We start from the raw sequence: 22,280 nt of genomic DNA on the forward strand, positions 1-22,280 counted from the left end.
GTGATCCCTACCGCCCATCGCCGACGCGCATTCGCGCCGGCCCCGCCGCCAACAGGAAGCCCGCCATGACACTGTCCGACTATCTTCCCGCCGACCATGGCGACGCCGTCCTCGTCGGCCGCATCCACGATCCGGAAGTCTCCGGCCCGACCGTCGTCGTCCTGAAGGGCGACCGCTTCGTCGATGTCTCGGCCGTCGCCGCGACCATGTCCGAGCTTCTCGAGACGAACGATCCGGTCGCCCACCTCGCCAGCGCGAGCGGCGGCAAGAGCTGGTCGGCCGAAGAGATCCTGTCGGCCTCGCCGTCGGATTCGACCCGCCCGCATCTGCTCGCGCCCTGCGACCTGCAGGCGGTGAAGGCCTGCGGCGTCACCTTTGCGCGCTCCATGGTGGAGCGGGTCATCGAGGAACGCGCCAAGGGCGATTTCGCCCGCGCCAAGGCGATCCGTGAGGAGATCGCCGCGGTCATCGGCGGCGCCCTCTCCGACATCAAGGCCGGTTCCCCCGAGGCGAGCCACGCCAAGGAAGTGCTGCAGAAGGGCGGCTACTGGTCGCAATATCTGGAGGTCGGCATCGGCCCGGATGCCGAGGTCTTCACCAAGGCGCCGGTCCTGTCCTCGGTCGGCCATGCCGCCGAGATCGGCATCCTGCCCTCCTCGGCCTGGAACAACCCGGAGCCGGAAGTGGTGCTGGCCGCCAATTCGCGCGGCGAGGTCGTCGGCGCGACGCTCGGCAACGACGTCAATCTGCGCGATGTGGAAGGCCGCAGCGCGCTGCTCCTCGGCAAGGCCAAGGACAACAACGCCTCCTCGTCCATCGGCCCGCTGATCCGGCTCTTCGACGACCGCTTCACCATGGACGACGTGCGCGCCGCCGAGCTCGACCTGACGGTCACCGGCACCGACGGCTACGTCCTGGAAGGGCGCAGCTCGATGCGCGAGATCAGCCGCGATCCGCTGGATCTCGTCGCCCAGACCTGCAGCCGCCACCACCAGTATCCCGACGGCTTCATGCTGTTCCTGGGCACGCTCTTCGCCCCGGTCGAGGATCGTGACGTGGCCGGCCAGGGCTTCACCCACAAGCTGGGCGACACGGTCGAGATCGCCAGCCCGCGCCTCGGCCGGCTGGTGAACACGGTCACCCATACCGACAAGGCGCCCGAGTGGACCTTCGGTATCACGGAGCTGATGCGCAATCTGGCCGCCCGCGGCCTCATCGGCACCCCGCGCACCTGACCAGCCTCATCGGCCGGTCCGGGGCGATCCCCCGGCCGGCCCGATGTCCGGCTTCGGCCGGCTGGCTCTGACCGGCCTCTGAGTCGTCGCGGCCCGGCTATTTCGCCTTGGCGAAATCGCCGGCCGCCTGCATCAGGTCGAACGCCTTCAGGACGTGGGTTTCCAGGAGTTTCTCGATCGCCGCCTCGTCGCGCGCTTCCAGCGCGTCGAGGATCGCCTCGTGCTCCTTGATCGCCGCCTCCCATCGGTTGGTCTTCAGATTGCACTCGTAGCGGATGCGATAGAGCTGGGCGTTCACCACCCTGTGGTGCTCGGCCAGCACCGGGTTCATGGCGCAGCGCACCAGCGCCTGGTGGATCTGCTGGTTGCGGTCGAAATAGCCGATGCGATCGCCGCGCAGATAGGACGCCAGCATCTCGTGATGCAGCGCCCGCAGCTCCCGCAATTCCTCTGGCGTCGCATGGCGGCATGCCAGCTTGCCGGCAAAGGCTTCCAGCCCGCCGAGAAATTCCAGGAGATGGCGGACATCATTGGCGCCGAGCACCGCAACAGTGGCGCCGCGCCGCGGATGTAGCTTCACCAGCCCTTCCGAGGCCAGGATCTTCAGCGCCTCGCGCAGCGGCGTGCGTGACACCTGCAGGATTTCCGACAGGGCCCGCTCGCGCACCGGCTCGCCCGGCAGAAGCTGGCTTTCCAGGATCATTTCGCGAATGCGATTGGCGACGAGGGCCGGTTTCAGATCCTGCGACGGGGTCGCATCGACCCGGCGGGGAAACGCGGTCACCACCGCGGATTGCGTTTTGGTCATCGTCGCTCTGTTGCCGTTTGTCCGCCTGCGCCGCGTTCCCGCGGCTCGGCCCCATCCGTGAATGCCCGATTGCCGGGGTCGGCCCCGTGCATTTGCCACCCAGCATAGCACGGTTCGCGGCGTTCACGTCGCCGCAGGCCGCGTTCCATACCAAAGTGGCAGACCGCATGGCACGCAGAGCGGGTCCGGATTCGATTTTCCGAGGGGTTCAGGCGTCCGGGCCACACCTTTCCACCCTCTACCATCAGCGCACAAGCGCCATTGTATGCCAATATGGGCCGCCGCATCGAGGACTTGATGCATGGCCCGCCAGCGGTTATGCCCGTTGACCTGGCATTGCCCGATATTGCATACCAGATGCGGTGGGAGCGGCGGCGCCGGCCTGACGACAGGCACGACCGCCCGGCATCAGGGGGGAAAGCATGGACAATCCGGCACCGGACGACCGCGTGGCGACGCAGGAGGCCCCGCGGCCCTTGCCGCTGGCAGGACTGCGGGTTCTCGATCTCAGCCAAGTGATGGCCGGACCGTTCGGCTGCATGCTGCTCGGCGACATGGGCGCTGACGTCATCAAGGTCGAGCCGCCGGCCGGCGGCGACCAGACGCGCCGCTCCATGGGCTTCCGCATGAAGGGCGAGGACAGCCCCGGCTTTCTGGCGCTGAACCGCAACAAGCGCAGCGTCACGATCAACCTGAAGACCGAGGCCGGACGCGAACTCTTCTACGCGCTGGCCGAGACCGCCGACATCGTCGTCGAGAACAGCCGGCCCGGCGTCGCCAAGCGGCTGGGTATCGACTACGAAACCCTGTCCAAGCGCAATCCGCGGCTGGTCTATGCCAGTATTTCCGGCTTCGGCCAGACCGGACCGTGGTCGCAGCGCCCGGGCTTCGACCTGATCGCCCAGGCGATGTCCGGCGTCATCAGCGCCATGGGGCTGCCCGGCAGCGAACCGATCAAATCGGGCGTGCCGATCGGCGATCTGGGCGCCGGTCTCCTCGCCGTCTACGGCATCTTGAGCGCCATCATCGGCCGCCAGGCCACCGGTCGCGGACAGTATGTCGATGCCTCGCTCTTCGAGGCGGCGCTCGGCCTCTCGGTCTGGGAGAGCACCGAATTGTGGGCCACCGGCCGCTCGCCGCAGCCGCTGGGCACGGCCAACCGCATGAGCGCGCCCTATCAGGCCTTCGCCGCCGCCAACGGCCATTTCGTCGTCGGCGCTGCCAACCAGAAGATCTGGCTGACCTTCTGCCAGGTCATCGACCGCATGGACCTGACCGAAGACCCGCGCTTCCGGGACAATCGCGACCGGCTGCAGAACCTGCCGGCGCTGGTCGCCGAGCTGAATGCCGTCTTCAAGACCGAGACCGTCGACCATTGGGTCGATGCCTTCATCGCCGCGGGCGTGCCGGCCGGGCCGATCAACGACTATGCCCAGGTGATGGCGAGCGACCATGTCGCGGCGCGCAACATGGTCATGAAGGTCGAGCATCCGGTGGAAGGCGAGATCAACACGCTCGGCTTCCCGGTCAAGCTGTCCGGCACACCGCAAGAAGTGCGCTATCCGCCGCCGCTGCTCGGCCAGCACACCCGTGACCTCGTCGACGAACTTGGCCTGTCGGACCGCTACGACGAGCTGGCCGGCGGCGGAGCCTTCTCGCAATGAGCGCCAACGACGCCGACGGCGCCGTCACGCTGGAGCGGCGCGGCGCCGTCGCCCATGTCACCTTCGACCGCCCGGCCGCCCGCAACGCCATGACGCGGCAGATGTACGGGCAGCTCCACGCCATCTGCGACGAGCTGCAGGCCGATGCCACGCTGCGGGCCGTGGTCTTGCGCGGCGCCGGCGGCAAGGCCTTCGTCGCCGGCTCGGACGTGCGCATCTTCTCCGGCTTCGAGACCGGTGAGGACGGCATCGCGTATGAGCGCGAGATGGAGGAGCACACGCTGGCGCTGGCCCGCATCCCCGTCCCGACCCTCGCGGCGATCGACGGCTGGACGGTGGGCGGCGGGCTGAATCTCGCCGCCGTCTGCGACCTGCGCATCGCCACCGCCGGATCGCGCTTCGGCGTGCCCATCGCCAGGACCGTCGGCAATTGCCTGTCCATGGCGAACTACGCCCGGCTGGTCGCCGGCTTCGGCGCCGCCCGGGCCAAGCGCATGCTGCTCCTGGGCGAAATCCTCGATGCGGACGAAGCGCGCGCCTGCGGCTTTCTCGCCGAGATCGTCGAGAAGGACGCCCTCGACGACGCCATCACCCGCATCTGCGACACCATCCTGGCCAACGCGCCGGTCACGCTACGGGTCAGCAAGGCGGCGATTGCGCGCCTCGCCGACGACCCGGGCGCCGACGGCGACGATCTCATCGCGTCATGCTACGGCAGCCGTGACTTCAAGGCCGGGGTCGCCGGCTTCCTGAGCGGCGAGCCGCCGGCCTGGGAAGGCCACTAGGCATCGGCCAGGACCAGCGAGGACCATCCATGACCGCATCCATCGCCGAAACCCATGCGAAGCCCGCCCCGGACGCCAATCTCGCCGGGCTCGTCGCCGAATTCGGGCCGAAGACGGTGCTGTCGGACCCGGCCGACATGCAGCGCTATTGCCGCGACTGGCATGGCGACGTCGAGGGCAGTGCCCTTGCCGTGCTGCGCCCCGCCAATACCGCGGAGGTCTCGCGGCTGGTGCGCGCCTGCGCGGCGGCCGGCCTGGCCATCGTGCCCCAGGGCGGCAATACCGGGCTGGTGCTCGGCGGCCTGCCGACCGATGCGGCAGGTCATGTCGTCCTGACGCTGGAGCGCATGAACCGCATACGCACCATTGCCGCCGACGACTTCTCCGCCGTGGTGGATGCCGGCTGCATCCTTGCCGCGATCAACGCGGCGCTGGCCGAACAGGATCTGCTCTTCCCGCTGTCGCTGGCCGCCGAGGGCTCCTGCCAGATCGGCGGCAACATCGCCACCAATGCCGGCGGCATCAATGTCCTGCGTTACGGTATGACCCGCGAGATGATCCTCGGCCTGGAGGTGGTGCTGCCCGACGGCACGATCTGGAACGGCCTTTCCACCCTGCGCAAGAACAACAGCGGCGTCGACCTGAAGCAGCTCTTCATCGGCGCCGAGGGCTCGCTCGGCATCATCACCGGGGCGGCGCTGCGCCTCGTGCCGAAGCCGACGCGCAATGAGACCGCCTTTCTGGCTTTGCGTTCCCTCGACGACGTCATGGCGCTCTACGCGCTGGCGCGGCGCGAATGCTGCGACCTGCTGTCGGCCTTCGAGCTGGTGCCGCCCGAGGGCCTGGCCTTCGCCAAGGAAGCCGATGCCGACTTCGTGCCGCCGCAGATCGCCGACGCGCCGGCCTATGCGCTGATCGACGTGGCCGCCACCGGTCCGATCGACCTCCGCGCCATGGTCGAGGCCTTCCTCGAAACCGCCATGACGCGCGATCTGGTGATCGACGGCGTGCTCGCCGCCTCCGAACGCCAGGCCGCCGGCCTGTGGCAGATCCGCGAGGGGATGATCGAGGGACAGGCGCTGCGCGGCCCGCATCTGCGCACCGACCTGTCGGTCTCGCCGTCGCAGGTCGCCGGCTTCATCACGCAATCCATCGAGGAACTCGCGAAAAAACTGCCGGACTGCCTGCCTGTCGCCTACGGCCATGTCGGCGACGGCAACATCCATCTGAACGTCATTCCGCCGCGCGGCCTCGAACGCGAGGCGCGCGAGGCCATGCTCTACGAGGCGAAGACCATCCTCAACGCCGTGGTCGATCGCCATGGCGGCGGCATCAGCGCCGAACATGGCATCGGACGCCTGAAGCGCGGAGACTTCGAAGCGCGGCGCTCGCCGGTGCACGAGACCCTGCTGCGCGGGCTGAAGCAGCTGCTCGACCCGGCGGATCTGATGAATCCCGGCTGCCAGCTCACCTCGCCGCGCGACGGCGCGGACGTCAGAAGTCTCGGCTAGAGCGGACCGGGCGGCTCGGCGGCCGCGCGATCAGCGGCCGTTCTTCGCCCGCCATTCCTTGAATCGAGCCTGGTGCTCGTCCTTGGTGCAGGGATAGAGGCCGATGATCGTCTCGCCCTCGCGCACCCGTTCGATGACGAAATCCTCGTAGGCGGTCATTTCCACCGCCTCGTCGGCGACCTCGTCGGCAATGTCCGCCGGAATGCCGATCACGCAGTCGTCGTCGCCGACGATGACGTCGCCGGGAAACACCGGCGAGTCGCCGCAGCCGATCGGGCCGTTGATCTCGATCGCCTCGTGCAGCGTCAGGTTGGTCGGGCTCGACGGCCGCGTGTGATAGGCCGGCATGTCGAGGCCGCCGATTGTCGCCGCGTCGCGAAAGCCGCCGTCGGTCACGATACCGGCGGCGCCGCGCACCATCAGTCGGGTGATCAGGATATCGCCGGCGCTGGCCGCCCGTGGATCCTTGCGGCTGTCGATGACCATGACGTGGCCGGACGGGCAGGCCTCGATCGCGGCACGCTGCGGATGGTCGGGCTTGCGGAACTCGGCGAGCTGGTTGCGGTCCTCGCGGGCCGGCATGTAGCGCAGGGTGAAGGCCGGGCCGACCATGTTGCGGCCCTTCGGCGCCACCGGATGCACCTCCTGGATCACCTGGTTGCGCAGGCCGCGCTTGTAGAGCGCCGTGGCGAGCGTCGCCACCGAGACGCCCATCAGTTTCTGCCGTGTCGCTTCGTTCATCGCCAAGGTCTCGCTCCAATGCGTCGGTCGGGCGCCGGGAACGGCACCGGCTGGATCAGATCAGGCCGTTCGCCGTCAGAAAAGCTGTCATGCGGGCCTGCTGCGCCTCGGTCAACGGCCAGGCCGAGGGCGGCCGTGTCGGCCCGCAATCGTCACCCATCGCCGCGAGCGCGGCCTTCACGCCGGCGACATTGGTGCCGTTCAGCTCTTCGGCCCGGATCTCCTCGAAGGCGCGCATGCCGGCGATGAGGTCGCGGGCAGTCGCGTAGTCCGAGGCTTCCAGCGTCGCATGGATCGCCATCGAGCGCTCCGGCCACACATTGATCAGCCCGGACGTGAAGCCTCGTGCGCCGACGGCATAGAAGGCCGGAGCCCAGACTTCCGCGAGGCCGCCGACCCAGGTGATCGACGGGTCGCAGGCGGCGATCGCCTCGGCGAGCTTCATCGGGTTGGGCGTCGCCCATTTCACGCCCATGACGCCCGGCAGCGCACAGAGCGCGGCGATGCCCTTGGTGCCGATCGCGTCATTGCGCAGATACAGCATCACCGGCAGCCCGCCGGAGGCGTCGATGATGGCGCGGACATAGTCGACGGTGCCGCGCGGCGCGACGAACGGGTCCGGCGGCTGGTGGATCATCAGCGCGGTCGCGCCGGCATCGGCCGAAGCACGGGCCAGCCGGCAGGCATCGCGGATGCCGCGACCGACGCCGGCAAGGAGCGGCGCCCGCCCGTCCACCAGGGTGGCGACCTCGCGCACCATGGTCACCGCCTCGTCGGTGGTCAGGGCATAGAACTCGCCGGTATTGCCATTGACCACCGGCATGTGGACGCCGGCGGCCAGCGCCCGGTCGAGGATCGGCGCAAGCTTCGCCGGCGCGACGTCGCCGGCCGCGTCATAGGGGGTGACCAGAATGCCGGAAATGCCCGCAAGGGCCGTGTCGAGATCGTGGCGCATCGCGGCCCTCTAGAAGATGTCGGGTTCGGGAACCGCCGGGCCGAAGCCCCGCTCGAGATAGTCGAAGTCGCAGCCCTTGTCGGCCTGGGTGACGTGGCGCGAGAACATCCAGCCATAGCCGCGGCCATAGCGGGGCTCGGGCGGCGTCCATGCCGCGCGGCGCGCGTCCAGCTCGGCCTCGTCCACCAGCATGTCGAGCCGCCGGTTCGGCAGGTCGAGCCGCACGATGTCGCCGGTCTTCAGGAGCGCCAGCGGGCCGCCGACGAAGGATTCCGGCGCCACATGCAGGACGCAGGCGCCATAGGAGGTGCCCGACATGCGCGAATCGGAAATCCGCAGCATGTCGCGATGGCCCTGCTTGATCAGCGCCTTGGGGATTGGCAGCATGCCCCATTCCGGCATGCCCGGCCCGCCCTGCGGTCCGGCATTGCGCAGCACCAGCACATGGTCGGGCGTCACGTCGAGGTTTTCATCGTCGATCGCCTTCTTCATCTCCGGATAGGAATCGAAGACCAGCGCCGGCCCTTCATGCACATGGAAGCGCGGGTCGCAGGCCGCCGGCTTGATCACTGCTCCGTCCGGGCAGAGATTCCCGCGCAGCAGTGCCAGCGAGCCCTCGTGATAGACCGGGTTGGAGAGCGGCCGAATGACGTCGTCATTGTAGACGACCGCGCCTTCCAGGCATGCGCCCAGCGTCTGGCCGGTCACGGTGAGGCAGGACGTGTCGAGCCGTTCCTCGAGCTGCTTCATCAGCGCGCGCAGGCCGCCCGCATAGAAGAAGTCCTCCATCAGATAGTCCTTGCCCGAGGGGCGGACATTGGCGATCAGCGGCGTCGTGCGGCCCAGTTCGTCGAGATCGTCCAGCGTCAGCTCGACCCCGGCGCGGCGCGCCATGGCGATGATGTGGACGACCGCATTGGTCGAGCAGCCGGTGGCCATGGCGACGATGGCGGCATTGCGCACCGCCGCCTCGGTGACGATCCGGTCCGGCGTCAGATCCTCCCAGACCATGTCGACGATCCGCCGGCCGCAGGCCGAGGCCATGCGCTGGTGGCCGGAATCGGCCGCCGGGATCGACGAGGCGCCCGGCAAGGTCAGCCCCATGGCGTCGGCGATCGCGGTCATGGTCGAGGCGGTGCCCATGGTCATGCAGGTGCCGACGGAACGGGCGATGCCGCCCTGGATGCCCAGCCATTCCTCGTCGGTGATGTTGCCGGCGCGGCGCTCGTCCCAGTATTTCCAGGCATCCGATCCCGAGCCGAGAATCTTGCCGGCATAATGGCCGCGCAGCATCGGCCCCGCCGGCAGGTAGATCATCGGCACGCCGGCGGTCAGCGCCCCCATGACGAGACCCGGCGTGGTCTTGTCGCAGCCGCCCATCAGCACCACCCCGTCGAGCGGGTGCGAGCGGATCATCTCCTCCGTCTCCATCGCCAGCATGTTGCGGTAGAGCATGGAGGTCGGCTTGGTGAAGCTCTCGTCCACCGACAGCGACGGCAGTTCGACGGCGAAGCCGCCGGCCTGAGCGACGCCGCGCTTCACGTCCTGCGCGCGCTCGCGAAAATGGCCATGGCAGGAATTGAGCTCCGACCAGGTGTTGAGGACGCCGATGATCGGCTTGTCGCGAAAATCCTCTTCCGCATAGCCGAGCTGCATCATCCGCGAGCGATGGCCGAAGCTGCGCAGATCGTCGGGCGCGAACCAGCGCGCGCTGCGCAGCGTGTCCGGCGTCTTCCGGCGGGTTTCGGCCATGGTTTCCTCGTCCTCGGCAGCAGATTGCGGCGGCATGTATGCGCTTACATAATCAGGCTGTCAACGAAACGGACAGCACAGCAGCGCGAACGATCACAAGATGGAAAATCAGTCCGAATACGTATACATGGGCTCGCGCTGAAGCCCGCCGGATACGGGTCCAGAGGTCCCGTCTGCAGCGAGACAGCCGGGCTCGCTGAACCGGCAGGCGACCCGTGTCGGGACGAGAGGTGGAGACGAGGCGATTGACGGACGATCAGGCTCCACCGTCGAAAGGCGCACCTCCCGGCGGCGGCCCGGTCACCATGGCGACGATCGGACGGCTCGCCGGCGTCTCGCAGGTCACCGTCTCCCGAGCCCTCAGCGATCCGTCCAAGGTCTCGCCGGCCACGCTGGAGAAGATCCGCGAGGCCATCGCGGTGACCGGCTTCGTTCCCAACGCCCTGGCCGGCGCCCTCGCCTCGCGGCGCAGCCGGCTGATCACCGCCCTGGTGCCGTCGATCACCAACATCGTCTACGCCGCGATGACCAAGGCCTTCAGCGAGCGGATCCGCGCCCATGGCTACCAGATTCTGCTGTCGGAGACCGGGCTCGATCCGGCCGACGAGGAAGTGCTGATCGAGACGCATCTGTCCCGCCGGCCGGACGCCATGCTCCTGACCGGCATCCATCACACGCCGCGGGCCCGCCGAATGCTGCTGGGCGCCGGCATTCCGGTGGTCGAGGTCTGGGACATCACCGACTCGCCCATCGATCTGTGCGTCGGCTTTTCCCATGCCGAAGCCGGGCGCGCGGCGGCCGACTATGCCATCTCAGCCGGCTACGTCCGGGCCGGCACGGTGTCGGCCGACGACGAGCGGGCGGCACGTCGCAAGGCGGCCTTCGTCGCGCGCTTTGCTCCCGCCGCGGAGAGGGCGATCGAGGCGGTCGATTTCGACGGCCCGGCCAGCCTGGAACGGGGCCGGCAGGGCCTTGCCGAACTCATCGATACACGAGGCTTCGCCGGCGGGGTGGTCTTCTGCAGCTCCGATCTCCTGGCGCATGGCGTGCTGATCGAAGCCAGGGCCCGCGGGCTCGCCGTTCCGGCGGACATCGCCGTGATCGGCTTCGGTGACCAGGATTTTGCCGCCCATGTCGAGCCGGCGCTGACCACCGTGCGGGTCGACCGCCCGGCCTTCGGGCGCGCCGCGGCGGAAGCGATCCTCGCCCGTTTCGATGGCACCGGCCCGCAGGCACCCGTCACCGATCTCGGATTCCGGATCGTGGCGCGCACATCCGCCTAGCCGCAAGAACTACCGGTCACGCGGCGGCCGCCGGTAGAAGCCGCGCGACGGACGTCCGGCAGACAGGGCCGATAAGGAACGATTCACCGAACGTGAACTGTCATGAGGTCATCACAAACTGTTTACCCGGTCTTATGAGTTCGTCCTGCACAAAGTCGCATATGCAACTGTCAGGGTAATGAATTGTCCGGTTTTCGCGACCCTCGCGCCATGATGCGGATCAGCCATTATTCGATGGTGGGTTGGCTTCTCGCCATCATCGGCCTGTCCGTCCTGGGCCTCACCGGCGCCGGCAGCGAGGATCTCTGGCATACCCGGATTCTCGCCGCGACGACTGCGGTCGCCATCATCGCCCTGTTCTGGGCGTGCCGGCAGCATCGCCTTGAGACCGAGCTGGTTCGCCAGAAGGACGCCACGGACCGCCAGAATGCGCTGATCCACGAGCGCGACGGCGTCACCAGGACATTGACCCGCCGGGTTTTCATCACCCGCTGCGGAGCGCAGCTCAAGATCGCCCCCGCATCCGGCGGCTACGCGCTGCTCCTCGTCGACATGGATTATCTCAAGCAGATCAACGACGCCTACGGACACGACATGGGCGATGCCGCCCTGCGTCATCTGGCGACGGTCGCCCGACGCATCTTCCCCGGCAGCCTCATCGGCCGGGTCGGCGGCGACGAATTCGCGCTTTTGATCGAATGCGCCTCGCCCGAGGCGGCGACCCGGCTGGCCGAGAGCTTCCTGATCGCGCTCGACCACACCGCCTATCATGCCGGCCGGCCGCTGAACCTGTCGGCCTCGATCGGCATCGCCTTTGGTCCGGGCGACACCGCCCTGTTCGACGAGCTGATGCAATATGCCGATCTTGCGCTCTACCAGAGCAAGCGGAACGGCCGCGCCCAGGCGACCCTCTTCGAAAACGAGATGCTCCGGGACCAGAAGCACACCCGCTATATCGAACGCGAGCTGCGCGCCGCGATCCTTTTGAACGAGTTGGAACTCGCCTATCAGCCGATCGTCACCGCCGAGGGCAAGCTGCATGGCTGCGAGGCGCTGGTGCGCTGGCGCCATCCGTCGCGCGGCATCATTCCGCCGGTGGACTTCATCCCCATTGCCGAACAGTCGCTGCTCATCTACCTGCTCGGCGAATGGGTGTTCCGCCGTGCCTGCCGGGATGGCGTCGAAACGGACCGATTGTCCATCGGCGTCAATTTCTCGGCCAGCCAGCTCAAGCGTGACGACGTCGTGACGATGGTCGAACGCGTCCTGGCGGAAACCGGCATGCCGGCAAGGCGCATCGTCATCGAGATCACCGAATCCGTCGCCATGAACGCCAATGACGGCGTCATTCGCCGTCTCGCCGCGCTGCGCGCCCTCGGCCTGCGCATTTCGCTCGACGATTTCGGCACCGGCTACAGCGGCTTTTCGTACCTCCGCGCCTTTCCGATCGATTCGATCAAGATCGACCGCAGCTTCGTGGTCAAGCTGGGGGACAGCGAGGCCGACAACGTCCTCATCACCGCCCTTGCCAGCGTGGCCAACGCCATGGGGCTGGCCATCGTCGCGGAAGGCGTGGAGACCGCCGAACAGATGCTGTTGGCCAGCACCGCCGGCTGCAAGCTCTTGCAGGGCTATTACTTCGCCCGGCCCCAGCCATGGTCCGACATCCAGGCGATGCTGGCCCGCGGCGGCCCCGTCAGGATCAGTACGACCGAGGCGGCCTGACCGGGCGATCCCGCGTCGGACGCCCGATCAGGTCGGCCGCGACGGCGTGCCGGCGTCGTCAGCTCCGCAGATATTTGACGAGGGCGAAGACCCCCAGCACCAGGATGGCGAGCACCAGCACCGCGCCGATCCCCATGCCGCCCATCATCCAGCCCATCGGGCCGGAATCCATCATCATTTCATTGTCCTGCATCATGGTCGCAATCCTTGTGTCCGGTTGTGACGCAGATCAGATGCCGGGCTGGATGTTGCAAGGGAGCGCCCATCTAGAAGGGATGCCGATCCGGTGAGGATCGGCGCCGACCAGGGAGCGTTCAGCCATGACCAGCCGGGTTCCGCCGATCATCGTCTTCGACGTCAACGAGACGCTGCTCGACATCACCACGCTGGAGCCGTTGTTCGAGCGGATCTTCGGCGATGCGGCGGTGATGCGGGAATGGTTCGCCCAGCTCGTTCTCTATTCCCAGACGCTGACCCTGTCAGGCCGCTACACACCCTTCGGCGAGATCGCCGCGGGGGTCATCCGCATGGTCGGGGAGACCCGGAATGTCGCCGTCAGCGATGACGATGTCGCCGAACTGCGCCAGCGGATCGGCAGCATGCCGGCCCATCCCGACGTCGCCCCGGCGCTGACAAAGCTGCGCGACGCCGGCTTTCGCCTCGTTACCCTGACCAATTCGCCGCCGTCGGCCGCGCCGACCCCGCTGGACAAGGCCGGCATCGCAGAGTTCTTCGAGGCATCCCACAGCGTCGACAGCGTCGGCCGGTTCAAGCCGGCGCCGGAGACCTATCGCCTCGTCGCCGAGGCCCACGGCGTTGCCACCGGCGATCTCTGCCTCGTCGCTTGCCATGTCTGGGATACGATCGGCGCATAGGCCGCCGGCTGTCACGGCGCGCTCGTCACCCGGCCCGGCAACGCCGTGCTGCACGTGCCCGAAACACCAAGGCCCGACATCGTCGCCGCCGATCTCGGCGCGATCGCGGACGCCATCATCCAGCGCTTCGCGCGTCAGGGCTGACGGCGACGCGGGTCAGGCCCGCGCGCCGAGCACCTGCACCAGGAACCGCGTCGTGCGCTCGAAATGCGCCGCCACCAGATCGCTCGCCCGGTCGGCATCGCGCTCCAGAACCGCCGCGGCGATCTGCCGATGTTCCTCGGCCAGATCGCGCTCGTGGCGCTTCAGATCGACCGAGGCCCGGCGGTAGCGCTCGCACTGGTCGTGCAGGAGGCTGCGCACATGCAGCAGCCATTTCGACCCGCAGGCCGACACCGTGGCGTAGTGGAAGTCCCGGTTGGCGGTCTCCCATTCCGACAGGGTCTCGTGATCGTCGGACATGATCCGGTCGTCCAGCTTGCCCAGCCGGTAGGCCGCGGCGACGACGCCCGATTCCCACATCGCGTCGCCCTTCTCGATCGCCATGCGCAGCATCTGCAGCTCGATGGCGGTCCGGGCGGTATTGAGGTCCTCGAACTCGTCGGCATCGAGCGGCGCCACCGCAAAGCCGCGATTGCCCGTCGCGATGACAAGCCCGTCGGCCGCCAGCCGCTGCAGCGCCTCGCGCAGCGGCGTCGGCCCGACTTCGTAGATCCGGCTCAGCCGCTCGATCCGCAGCCGCTCCGTCGGCGCCCGCACCCCGGCGATGATGTCGGTTCGCAACTGCCGGTAGGCCGCGTCGGTCAGCGTCATGCCGGTGTCCGGTTTCAGGGGGCGCGTCGACACGTCCAGATCCATGAGTGTGGCAGCCTTTCCTTCGCTGGCGCCCGCATGCCGGCTCCGCGCCGACTTGGCAATCCGCGGGGCTCCCGGCACAAGGCCGCTTGACCCGTCACTTTCCATATGTTTGCATGTTTTATCGATAAAACAAGGAAGCATTGCGGAAATGAAGCTGCTGACATTCGAACGGGACGGTGTTCCGGGCGCCGGCCTGCTGGATGGGAACGAGATCGTGGTCTGCGAGACCGGCGCGGCGGCCCGCCTTGCGGTGCGGCGCATCGCCGAGGGCGACGCGGAGCTGCTGGATGCGTGGAAGACCAAGGCTGCCAATGGCGCCGAGCGCCTCTCGCAGTCCGACGTGACCCTTCTCGCGCCGCTGCCCGAGACGCGCCGCGACATCTTCTGCGTCGGCAAGAACTACCGCGAGCATGCCTCCGAGTTTCACAACAGCGGCTTCGATTCCGGCGGCAAGCAGGCCATCCCGGTCGCGCCCGTCATCTTCACCAAGTCGCTGTCGGCGATCATCGGACCCGGCGCGACCATCGAGGCCGGCCTCGATCGCACCCGCACCGTCGATTACGAGGGTGAGCTCGGCGTGGTCATCGGCAAGCGCGCCTTCGGCGTGACGAAGGCCGACGCCATGGACTACGTCTTCGGCTATGTCGTCATCAACGACGTCACCTCGCGCGAGCTGCAGCGCCACCACAGCCAGTGGGTGATTGGCAAGGGCATCGACACCTTCGCGCCGATGGGCCCGGTGCTGGTCACCGCCGACGAGGTGCCGGACGTCACCAAGCTCACAGTGACCACCACGGTCAATGGCGAGACCCGCCAGAAGGCCAGCGTCGCCGATCTGATCTTCGACATTCCGACGCTGATCGAGACGATGACGGCCACCATGACGCTGCTGCCGGGCGACATCATCGCCACCGGCACGCCAGCCGGCGTCGGCATCGGCTTCGACCCGCCGCGCTATCTCGCCGACGGCGACCGCGTGGCGGTCACGATCGACGGGCTCGGGACCTTGGAGAATCCCGTCCGCCAGTAACGACAACAATGGGGAGGAAGACAGGATGACACTCAGGACAATCGCCTGCACGCTCGCGGCAGGGCTCGCCGCCGCATCGCTCGCAACCGACGCCGTGGCGCAGGACAAGACCAGCATCGCCTGGGGCGGCTCCAATCCGGGCGGCGTCATGTACTACATGGTCGGCGTCGCCGGCACCGAGCTCGGCAAGGACCTGCCGGACGTCAACATCACCCAGGTGACCACCGGCGGCTCCACCGAGAACGCCAAGCGGCTGATCAAGGGCGAGCTCGACATGGGCATCGTCTATGGCAGCCACGTCTTCATGGCGCAGGAGCCGACCGGCCCGTTCAAGGACGGGGAGAAGGGCGACATGCTGCGCGGCGTCGCCATGGCCTATGAGGGCCCGACCTATTTCGTCACCCTCGCCGACAGCGGCCTGTCGTCGATCGCCGATCTCGCCGGCAAGAAGGTGGCGCTCGGACCGCCGGGATCGGGCACCGTCTTCAACTGCTCCAACATCCTGACGGCGCTCGGCATCCTCGACCAGGTCGAGCCGCAGATGATGACCTTCGCCGACGCCGGCCGGGCGCTGGGCAACGGCCAGATCGACGCCTTCTGCCAGTCCTCCTCGCCGGCCGCGGCCGTCACCGAGCTCGCCGAGACGCGTGACGTGGTGGTGCTGCCCTATGAGGAGGACCAGCTCGCCAAGATCAGCGAGACCTATCCCTTCTACCATACGGGCACGATGCCGGAGACCACCTACAAGGGCGTTCCGGCCACCGACATGCCCTACACCACCGTCTACTGGGTCGCCCATGAGAGCGTGCCGGAGGACGTGGTCAAGCGGATGGTGGCCTCGGCTTATGAGAGGCAGGACGCGCTGGCCAACGGCCACAAGGCCTGGGCCCAGATGAAGCCCGACGTCGAGAACTTCGAGGCGCTCGGCGCCCCGATGCATCCCGGCGCCGCCGCCTATTACGCCGAGAGCGGCGCGGCGAAGTAGCCACCCGCTGCAGTCAACGCATTGCTGACGCCCCCGTTTTCCGGCTGACCGGAAGGCGGGGGCCTTTCAACCACGAAAAGACGAGACGATGGTGGACGCATCCTGGCTGTTGCGCGTCGATGGCGCACGCCGGTCCCTGACCGGTTTCTACGCCCTCGCCTTCAATCTGGTGGCGCTGGGCTTCACCGGCTTCTACCTCTACACCTCCGGCTTCGGCCTCGTCTCGACCCAGACCAATCGCGGCATCTATCTGATGCTGACCTCGGTGCTGGTGTTCCTGCTCTATCCGGCACGCGCCGGCTCGCCGTCCCACCGCCCGAGCATCGTCGACCTCGTTCTCGTCGCCGCCACCGTCGCCAGCGTCTGGTACTGGATCGACCAGTATGTCAGCTACGCGATGTTCCGCGTCTCCTCGCCCAACACCGCCGATCTGGTGATGGGCGCCATCGCCATCGGCGTGATGCTGGAGACCAGCCGCCGGGCGCTCGGCCCGATCATCTCGATCATCGCCATCGTCTTTCTCGGCCAGCTCTATTTCGGCGAATATCTGCCCGGCCGCCTCGCCAATCCCGGCATGTCGGTCGAGCGTATCCTGGAATTCACCTATTCTACCCAGGAAGCGCTGTTCGGCGTCGTCACCGCGACCTTCGCCACCTTCGTCTTCCCCTTCATGATCTTCGGCGCCTTTCTCGAGCGCTCGGGCGCCGGCGCCTTCTTCATGGATCTTGGCACGGCGCTGGCCGGTCGCTGGCGCGGTGGCCCGGCCAAGATCGCGGTGATGACCTCGGCGCTGTTCGGCTCCATCTCCGGCTCCTCCGTCGCCAATGTCGTGACCACCGGCGCCTTCACCATTCCGCTGATGAAGCGCACCGGCTTCCGCAACCATGATGCCGGCGCCATCGAGGCGATTTCCTCCACCGGCGGCCAGTTCATGCCCCCGGTCATGGGCGCCGGCGTCTTCATTCTCGCGACGCTGACCGAGACCAGCTACCTGACCATCGCCCTGATGAACGTCATCCCGGCCGTGGTCTTCTTCATCTTCCTCCTGTCCATGGTCGACCTGGAAGCCGTCCGCCTCGACCTGAAGGGCCTGCCGGCGGAAGAAATCCCCAGCCTGCGCTCGGTGCTGGCCAAGGGCTGGCAGTTCTTCGTGCCGCTGATCGCGGTGATCGGCCTCCTGTTTTCCGGCTATTCGGCCGATTTCTGCGCCTTCTGGGGCACCGTCTCGGCCGCCGCCCTGTCCTGGCTGCGCCGCGACACCCGCATGGGACCGACCGCCATCGCCCAGGCCATGGTCGGCGGCGCCCGCAGCAACGCGGCGGCGGGCGCGGCCATCGGTACTCTCGGCATTATCATCGGCGGCATCGTCCTGGCCGGCCTCGGGCTGAAATTCTCCGCCGTCCTGATCGACTTTTCCGGCGGCAATCTCTTCGTCGCGCTCTGCCTCGTGACGGTCGTCTCGATCATCATCGGCATGGGGTCGAGCACCACCGGCTCCTACATCATCCTGTCGGTGGTCGCCGCGCCCGCCTTGATCAATCTCGGCGTTCCCGTGGTGGCCGCGCATCTGGCGGTGTTCTACGCTGCGTGCCTGTCCAACATCACGCCGCCGGTCTGCGTCGCCGCCTTCGCCGGTGCCGCGATCGCCGACGCGCCGCCAATGAAGACCGGTTTCGCGGCCCTCAAGTTCGGCGCCACGCTGGTGCTGATGCCCTTCAGCTTCGTCTACGTCCCGCAGTTGCTTCTCGAAGGAACGCCGCTCGACATCGCCTACACGACGGCGCTCTACGCCCTTGGCTGCGTGCTTTTCGCCATCGCGCTGCAGGGCACCGAGCCTGTCGGCGGTGTCGTCACGCCGCTGCGCCGCGCGCTGTTCCTCGTTGCCGGCGGCCTCTTGATGTTCCCGACCAACATCTGGATCGACATGGCCGGCCTTGCCCTGCTCGTCGTCGCCGCTGCCCCGACGGCCATCGCGCGCCGCAACCGGATCGCGGCCGGCTGACGGCGGCGCGGCGCCAGCCTCGCCGGGCGCCGCCCGACGCCTGGCATGCCATCTTGCGGCCGGCCGGGTCTCGCGGCCGGACCCTTCCGCCCTGCGACAATCTGGCCTAGACCAGCCGCGGGGGAATTCATTTCGGGAGGGGATCCATGAACCTGCATGCAGTTTTCGCGCGGAGCGAGGAACGCGAAATCCGGGCCGGGCTGGTCGGTGCCGGCGAGTTCGGTGCGACCTTCGTGGCGCAGTCGCGGCATATTCCGGGGCTCGTCGTCCCGGCGATCTGCGACCGCGACATGGACCGTGCCCGCCGCTCGCTGCTGGCGGCAGGCGTCGCGGCGGAGGCCATCGCGCTGTGCGACACGCGCGCCGACGCGCTGGCGGCCATCGAAGCAGGCCGGACGGCGGTCGTCGACGATGCCATGCTTCTGGCCGCCCTGCCGCTCGACGTGGTCGTCGAAGCGACCGGCCATCCCGAAGGCGCCGCCGCGACGGCTGCCGCCGCCATCGACAACGGCCGCCACAGCGTCATCGCCACCAAGGAAGCCGAGATCGTCGTCGGCCCGATCCTCGCCCGGCGCGCCGCTTCGGCCGGCGTGGTCCACACGCCGGTGGATGGCGACCAGCCGAGCCTGCTGATCGGCCTGATCGGCTGGGCGCGGCTTCTCGGCCTCAAGATCGTCGCCGCCGGCAAGGCCAGCGAATCCGACTTCGTCTGGAACCCGGCCGACGACACCGTCACCGCCTGGGGGCGGTCGGTGGCGGCGCCGCATTTTCGCGATCTCTTCGCGACCGGCGATCCGACCGCCGCGATCCTGCCCCGCGAACTGGCGGAATTTGCCCGCACCACCGTGCCCGATCTCTGCGAGATGGGCATCGTCGCCAATCACACCGATCTCGATCCGGACGTGCCGGAACTGCATGCGCCCATCGCCCGCACGGTGGAACTGCCGCATCTCATGCGGCCCTGCGCCGCCGGTGGCCTTCTCGGCCGCTCCGGCGTCGTGGACATGTTCAACTGCCTGCGCCGGCCCGACGAGCTCAGCTTTGCCGGCGGCGTCTTCGTCATCGTCGAGGCGCCCGATGCGGCGACCGGCCGGCTGCTCGCGGGCAAGGGCATTCCGGCGAGCCCGGATGGCCGCCATCTCCTGATCCACAACCCGGTGCATCTTCTCGGCGTCGAGGCGCCGATGTCGGTGTTGTCGGCGGCCCGTCTCGGCAGCTCGACCGGCGGCACCGAGGTGAGGCCCCGCTACGACCTCGTCGCGCGCGCCCGGCGCGATCTCGCCGCGGGCGAGACGCTGGCCATCGGTGCGCGCCACCAGATCGAGCCGCTGGATCACCTGCTGATGCCGGCCCGGCCGCTCGGATCAGGCGCGCCCGCGCCCTACTATCTGCTGGACGGGCGCACCCTGCGCGCCCCGGTCGCGGCCGGCGAGATCGTCACCTGCGACGCCGTCGCCTTCGATACGGCGAGCACGCTGCACCGGCTGCGCAGCGAGCAGGACGGCGTCTTCTTCGCCGAAGGCTGACGTCGCAAGGGCGGGCGACCGCGACCGGTCGTCCGCTCCCATGCTCCACGCGCGCCGAATGGCGAAGATGGGAAGAACCAACTCCGATCCGGCGTCCCCGCGCCAATCCATTCCTTGATGGAGGCCCCGCGAATACCGAGTTTCCGGTCAATGCGCGACAGGCGTCCCCCCGATCCAGGAATGACCCCCATGAAGCTCACGCTCGCAACCCTCACCGCCGCCCTCCTCCTCGGCACCGCCGCCCATGCCGGCAGCCTCGAGGACATCAAGTCCGCCGGCACATTGCGGATCGGCACCGAGGGCACCTATGCCCCCTTCACCTATCACGATGCCTCCGGCGCCCTCGTCGGCTTCGATGTCGAGATCGGCCGCGAAATCGCCGAACGGCTCGGCGTCGAGGTCGAGTTCGTCGAAGGCAAGTGGGACGGCCTGATCGCCGGCCTCGCCTCCGACCGCTACGACGCAGTGATCAACCAGGTCGGCATCACCGAGGAGCGGCAGGCCCGCTTCGACTTCTCCAAGCCCTACATCGTCTCCAAGGCGGTCCTGATCGTGAAGGACGACAATGAGGACATCGCCAGCTTCGCCGATCTCGACGGCAAGCGGGCGGCCCAGTCGCTGACCTCCAATTACGGCCGGATCGCCGAGGAAGCCGGCGCCAGCCTCGTCGGCACGGAAGGCTTCGACCAGTCGATCCAGCTCGTTCTCACCGGCCGCGCCGACGCGACGATCAACGACAACCTCTCCTATCTCGACTTCAAGAAGCAGAAGCCCGACGCGCCGGTGAAGATCGTCGCCTCGGAGGCCGAGGCCGCCGCTTCCGGCGTGGTCGTCCAGAAGGACAATCCCGAGCTCGTCGCCGAGATCGACAAGGCGCTCGATGCGATCCGCGCCGACGGCACCTACGAGACCATCTCCCAGAAATATTTCGGCGCCGACGTCTCGCGCTGATCTTCGACGGCGGCGGCGGGATGCCCGCCGCTGCCGCTGCCCTACATCGTCGCCGAAGGGTGAGGTTCCGGCCGAGCACCGGAACCGGGTTACCCGCGCCCGCTTGCCGCGACAGGATCGGACCGTGCCTTGCCCCCCACCCTGCAAATTGATGCTCGACTCGCTCTGGCCACTGGTCCGGGCGGGTCTCGTCTTCACCGTGCCGCTGGCGATCCTGTCCTTCGCCTTCGGCCTGTCGCTCGGCTTCATGACCGCCGTGGTGCGGCTGTTCGGGCCGAAGCCGCTGGCCGCCATCGCCCGCTTCTATGTCTGGTTCATCCGCGGCACGCCGCTGCTCGTCCAGCTCTTCGTCATCTTCTACGGCCTGCCCAGCGTCGGCATCCTGATCGACGCCTTTCCGGCCGCGCTGATCGGCTTCACCCTCAGCGTCGGCGCCTATACGTCGGAGATCATCCGCGCGGCCCTGTCCTCCATCAACAAGGGCCAGTGGGAAGCCGCCTATGCGATCGGCATGACCCGGAACCAGGCGATGAAGCGCACCATCGTGCCCCAGGCGGTGCGCGTCGCCGTGCCACCGCTGTCAAATTCCTTCATTTCGCTGGTCAAGGACACCTCGCTGGCCGCGGCGATCACCGTGCCGGAGCTGTTCCAGCAGGCCCAGCGCATCGTCGCGACGACCTACGAGCCGCTGATTCTCTATGTCGAGGCGGCGCTGCTCTACCTCGTCCTGTCCTCGGTCCTCTCCGCCCTGCAGAGCCGACTGGAGGCGCGCTTCGGGCGTCAGGGCGGCTATCTGGAGTCCGGCGCATGATCCGCCTGTCCGGCATTGCCAAGAGTTTCGGCGAGAACACCGTCCTCGACGGCGTCGATCTGACCATCGCCGAGGGCCGCGTCACCGCCCTGATCGGCCCGTCCGGCAGCGGCAAGAGCACGCTGCTGCGCACCGCCAACCTTCTGGAAATGCCCGAAGCCGGCACGCTGGAGATCGGCGATGCGACGGTCGATTTTGCGCCGGGCCGGCGCCCTTCGCAGGGCGAGATCCTGGCGCTGCGCCGCAGGACCGGCATGGTGTTCCAGAACTTCCAGCTGTTTCCGCATCGCTCGGTCGCCGACAATGTGACCGAAGGGCTCACCACCGTCTGGAAATGGCCGGCCGCCAAGGCGCGAAGCCACGCAATGACGCTTCTGGAAAAGGTCGGCATGGCCCACAAGGCCGATGCCTGGCCGGCAACGCTGTCGGGCGGCCAGCAGCAGCGCGTCGCCATCGCGCGGGCCATCGCCGCCTCGCCGAGGCTGCTTCTGTGCGACGAGCCGACCTCGGCGCTCGATCCGGAACTCGCCATCGAGGTCGTCGAGGTGCTGCGGACCCTCGCCGAGGAGGGCATGACCATGCTGATGGCCACCCACGATCTGCGGCTGGCCGCCCAGATCGCCGATCATGTCGCCTTTCTCGACGGCGGCCAGATCGTCGAGGAGGGACCGCCGGAGACGATCTTCCGCACGCCCACCGATCCGAGGACGACCCGCTTCGTCGGCACGCTGCTGGGCGCCGCCGGCGGGAACTGACCGCCCGCCGCACACCGCCGGACCCGCC

The 22,280-nt window shown here is 68.1% G+C and carries 20 protein-coding genes; 14 read left to right on the top strand and 6 right to left on the bottom strand.

Annotated features, from left to right (window positions below; translation table 11 throughout):
* The first annotated feature begins 65 nt into the window (after positions 1-65).
* Complete coding sequence (locus H9Q09_RS18625; protein ID WP_187392279.1) at positions 66-1,235, top strand: fumarylacetoacetate hydrolase family protein; 1,170 nt, start codon at positions 66-68, stop codon at positions 1,233-1,235.
* Positions 1,236-1,332: 97 nt separating this feature from the next.
* On the opposite strand, the gene H9Q09_RS18630 is transcribed toward H9Q09_RS18625, so the two are convergent.
* Positions 1,333-2,043 (bottom strand): GntR family transcriptional regulator, encoded by a 711-nt coding sequence (locus tag H9Q09_RS18630; RefSeq protein ID WP_187392280.1) that lies wholly within the window; start codon positions 2,041-2,043, stop codon positions 1,333-1,335.
* Between the two features lie 422 nt (positions 2,044-2,465).
* Here H9Q09_RS18630 and H9Q09_RS18635 point away from each other — a divergent pair, with 422 nt between their 5' ends.
* Genes H9Q09_RS18635 through H9Q09_RS18645 form a run of 3 tightly spaced genes read left to right on the top strand, consistent with a single transcriptional unit; the run spans position 2,466 to position 6,003 of the window.
* Positions 2,466-3,707 carry a CoA transferase gene (locus tag H9Q09_RS18635; protein WP_187392281.1) on the top strand — a complete coding sequence of 414 codons (1,242 nt, stop codon included), beginning with the start codon at positions 2,466-2,468 and terminating at the stop codon, positions 3,705-3,707.
* On the top strand, positions 3,704-4,492 hold the full coding sequence (locus H9Q09_RS18640) for an enoyl-CoA hydratase (RefSeq protein ID WP_187392282.1): 789 nt from the start codon (positions 3,704-3,706) through the stop codon (positions 4,490-4,492). Before H9Q09_RS18635 ends, H9Q09_RS18640 begins: the two co-directional genes overlap by 4 nt.
* A gap of 29 nt (positions 4,493-4,521) precedes the next feature.
* Positions 4,522-6,003: an FAD-binding oxidoreductase gene (locus H9Q09_RS18645; protein WP_187392283.1), complete on the top strand. Its 1,482-nt coding sequence runs from the start codon at positions 4,522-4,524 to the stop codon at positions 6,001-6,003.
* A 30-nt stretch (positions 6,004-6,033) separates the two neighbouring features.
* On the opposite strand, the gene H9Q09_RS18650 is transcribed toward H9Q09_RS18645, so the two are convergent.
* Genes H9Q09_RS18650 through araD form a run of 3 tightly spaced genes read right to left on the bottom strand, consistent with a single transcriptional unit; the run spans position 6,034 to position 9,451 of the window.
* Positions 6,034-6,744, bottom strand: coding sequence for a ribonuclease activity regulator RraA (locus H9Q09_RS18650; protein ID WP_187392284.1), 711 nt, complete (start codon positions 6,742-6,744; stop codon positions 6,034-6,036).
* A gap of 55 nt (positions 6,745-6,799) precedes the next feature.
* The gene (locus H9Q09_RS18655; RefSeq protein ID WP_187392285.1) at positions 6,800-7,699 is read right to left on the bottom strand and encodes a dihydrodipicolinate synthase family protein; all 900 of its coding nucleotides are present in this window, start codon (positions 7,697-7,699) and stop codon (positions 6,800-6,802) included.
* 9 nt (positions 7,700-7,708) lie between these two features.
* A complete protein-coding gene (gene araD, locus H9Q09_RS18660; RefSeq protein ID WP_187392286.1) occupies positions 7,709-9,451 on the bottom strand; it encodes an L-arabinonate dehydratase in 1,743 nt (580 codons plus the stop codon).
* A 305-nt stretch (positions 9,452-9,756) separates the two neighbouring features.
* Between araD and H9Q09_RS18665 the strand changes: the two genes are divergently transcribed.
* Positions 9,757-10,734: a LacI family DNA-binding transcriptional regulator gene (locus tag H9Q09_RS18665; protein ID WP_187392287.1), complete on the top strand. Its 978-nt coding sequence runs from the start codon at positions 9,757-9,759 to the stop codon at positions 10,732-10,734.
* 210 nt (positions 10,735-10,944) lie between these two features.
* Positions 10,945-12,459 carry a bifunctional diguanylate cyclase/phosphodiesterase gene (locus tag H9Q09_RS18670; protein ID WP_187392288.1) on the top strand — a complete coding sequence of 505 codons (1,515 nt, stop codon included), beginning with the start codon at positions 10,945-10,947 and terminating at the stop codon, positions 12,457-12,459.
* 58 nt (positions 12,460-12,517) lie between these two features.
* On the opposite strand, the gene H9Q09_RS18675 is transcribed toward H9Q09_RS18670, so the two are convergent.
* Positions 12,518-12,655, bottom strand: coding sequence for a hypothetical protein (locus tag H9Q09_RS18675; protein ID WP_187392341.1), 138 nt, complete (start codon positions 12,653-12,655; stop codon positions 12,518-12,520).
* Positions 12,656-12,779: 124 nt separating this feature from the next.
* Here H9Q09_RS18675 and H9Q09_RS18680 point away from each other — a divergent pair, with 124 nt between their 5' ends.
* On the top strand, positions 12,780-13,334 hold the full coding sequence (locus H9Q09_RS18680) for a haloacid dehalogenase type II (RefSeq protein WP_246716231.1): 555 nt from the start codon (positions 12,780-12,782) through the stop codon (positions 13,332-13,334).
* 156 nt (positions 13,335-13,490) lie between these two features.
* Here the strand turns inward: H9Q09_RS18680 and H9Q09_RS18685 are convergent, their stop codons facing one another.
* Positions 13,491-14,180 carry an FCD domain-containing protein gene (locus H9Q09_RS18685; RefSeq protein WP_230788450.1) on the bottom strand — a complete coding sequence of 230 codons (690 nt, stop codon included), beginning with the start codon at positions 14,178-14,180 and terminating at the stop codon, positions 13,491-13,493.
* Between the two features lie 160 nt (positions 14,181-14,340).
* On the opposite strand from H9Q09_RS18685, the gene H9Q09_RS18690 reads away from it, so the two are divergent.
* From H9Q09_RS18690 to H9Q09_RS18720, 7 genes are all read left to right on the top strand, one after another.
* Positions 14,341-15,222 carry a fumarylacetoacetate hydrolase family protein gene (locus H9Q09_RS18690; RefSeq protein ID WP_187392289.1) on the top strand — a complete coding sequence of 294 codons (882 nt, stop codon included), beginning with the start codon at positions 14,341-14,343 and terminating at the stop codon, positions 15,220-15,222.
* A 25-nt stretch (positions 15,223-15,247) separates the two neighbouring features.
* Positions 15,248-16,207, top strand: a complete 960-nt coding sequence (locus H9Q09_RS18695) for a TAXI family TRAP transporter solute-binding subunit (protein ID WP_187392290.1) — start codon at positions 15,248-15,250, stop codon at positions 16,205-16,207.
* Between the two features lie 88 nt (positions 16,208-16,295).
* A complete protein-coding gene (locus H9Q09_RS18700) occupies positions 16,296-18,209 on the top strand; it encodes a TRAP transporter fused permease subunit (RefSeq protein ID WP_187392291.1) in 1,914 nt (637 codons plus the stop codon).
* A gap of 146 nt (positions 18,210-18,355) precedes the next feature.
* Complete coding sequence (locus H9Q09_RS18705) at positions 18,356-19,735, top strand: flagellar biosynthesis protein FlgA (RefSeq protein WP_187392292.1); 1,380 nt, start codon at positions 18,356-18,358, stop codon at positions 19,733-19,735.
* A gap of 189 nt (positions 19,736-19,924) precedes the next feature.
* A complete protein-coding gene (locus H9Q09_RS18710; RefSeq protein ID WP_187392293.1) occupies positions 19,925-20,686 on the top strand; it encodes an amino acid ABC transporter substrate-binding protein in 762 nt (253 codons plus the stop codon).
* 151 nt (positions 20,687-20,837) lie between these two features.
* A complete protein-coding gene (locus H9Q09_RS18715; RefSeq protein WP_187392294.1) occupies positions 20,838-21,497 on the top strand; it encodes an ABC transporter permease subunit in 660 nt (219 codons plus the stop codon).
* A complete protein-coding gene (locus H9Q09_RS18720) occupies positions 21,494-22,252 on the top strand; it encodes an amino acid ABC transporter ATP-binding protein (RefSeq protein WP_187392295.1) in 759 nt (252 codons plus the stop codon). Before H9Q09_RS18715 ends, H9Q09_RS18720 begins: the two co-directional genes overlap by 4 nt.
* The last annotated feature ends 28 nt before the right edge of the window (positions 22,253-22,280 follow it).

Source organism: Aurantimonas sp. DM33-3 (assembly GCF_014334315.1).
GTDB classification, from domain to species: Bacteria; Pseudomonadota; Alphaproteobacteria; order Rhizobiales; family Rhizobiaceae; genus Aurantimonas; species Aurantimonas coralicida.

Bases quoted from the DNA above. Each gene is read 5' to 3' on its own strand.
- H9Q09_RS18655 (WP_187392285.1), bottom strand. From the start codon at position 7,699: ATGCGCCACGATCTCGACACGGCCCTTGCGGGCATTTCCGGCATTCTG.
- H9Q09_RS18630 (WP_187392280.1), bottom strand. From the start codon at position 2,043: ATGACCAAAACGCAATCCGCGGTGGTGACCGCGTTTCCCCGCCGGGTC.
- H9Q09_RS18695 (WP_187392290.1), top strand. From the start codon at position 15,248: ATGACACTCAGGACAATCGCCTGCACGCTCGCGGCAGGGCTCGCCGCC.
- H9Q09_RS18690 (WP_187392289.1), top strand. From the start codon at position 14,341: ATGAAGCTGCTGACATTCGAACGGGACGGTGTTCCGGGCGCCGGCCTG.
- H9Q09_RS18710 (WP_187392293.1), top strand. From the start codon at position 19,925: ATGAAGCTCACGCTCGCAACCCTCACCGCCGCCCTCCTCCTCGGCACC.
- H9Q09_RS18650 (WP_187392284.1), bottom strand. From the start codon at position 6,744: ATGAACGAAGCGACACGGCAGAAACTGATGGGCGTCTCGGTGGCGACG.
- H9Q09_RS18625 (WP_187392279.1), top strand. From the start codon at position 66: ATGACACTGTCCGACTATCTTCCCGCCGACCATGGCGACGCCGTCCTC.
- H9Q09_RS18670 (WP_187392288.1), top strand. From the start codon at position 10,945: ATGATGCGGATCAGCCATTATTCGATGGTGGGTTGGCTTCTCGCCATC.
- araD (WP_187392286.1), bottom strand. From the start codon at position 9,451: ATGGCCGAAACCCGCCGGAAGACGCCGGACACGCTGCGCAGCGCGCGC.
- H9Q09_RS18665 (WP_187392287.1), top strand. From the start codon at position 9,757: ATGGCGACGATCGGACGGCTCGCCGGCGTCTCGCAGGTCACCGTCTCC.
- H9Q09_RS18705 (WP_187392292.1), top strand. From the start codon at position 18,356: ATGAACCTGCATGCAGTTTTCGCGCGGAGCGAGGAACGCGAAATCCGG.
- H9Q09_RS18635 (WP_187392281.1), top strand. From the start codon at position 2,466: ATGGACAATCCGGCACCGGACGACCGCGTGGCGACGCAGGAGGCCCCG.
- H9Q09_RS18645 (WP_187392283.1), top strand. From the start codon at position 4,522: ATGACCGCATCCATCGCCGAAACCCATGCGAAGCCCGCCCCGGACGCC.
- H9Q09_RS18675 (WP_187392341.1), bottom strand. From the start codon at position 12,655: ATGATGCAGGACAATGAAATGATGATGGATTCCGGCCCGATGGGCTGG.
- H9Q09_RS18680 (WP_246716231.1), top strand. From the start codon at position 12,780: ATGACCAGCCGGGTTCCGCCGATCATCGTCTTCGACGTCAACGAGACG.
- H9Q09_RS18715 (WP_187392294.1), top strand. From the start codon at position 20,838: ATGCTCGACTCGCTCTGGCCACTGGTCCGGGCGGGTCTCGTCTTCACC.
- H9Q09_RS18720 (WP_187392295.1), top strand. From the start codon at position 21,494: ATGATCCGCCTGTCCGGCATTGCCAAGAGTTTCGGCGAGAACACCGTC.
- H9Q09_RS18640 (WP_187392282.1), top strand. From the start codon at position 3,704: ATGAGCGCCAACGACGCCGACGGCGCCGTCACGCTGGAGCGGCGCGGC.
- H9Q09_RS18700 (WP_187392291.1), top strand. From the start codon at position 16,296: ATGGTGGACGCATCCTGGCTGTTGCGCGTCGATGGCGCACGCCGGTCC.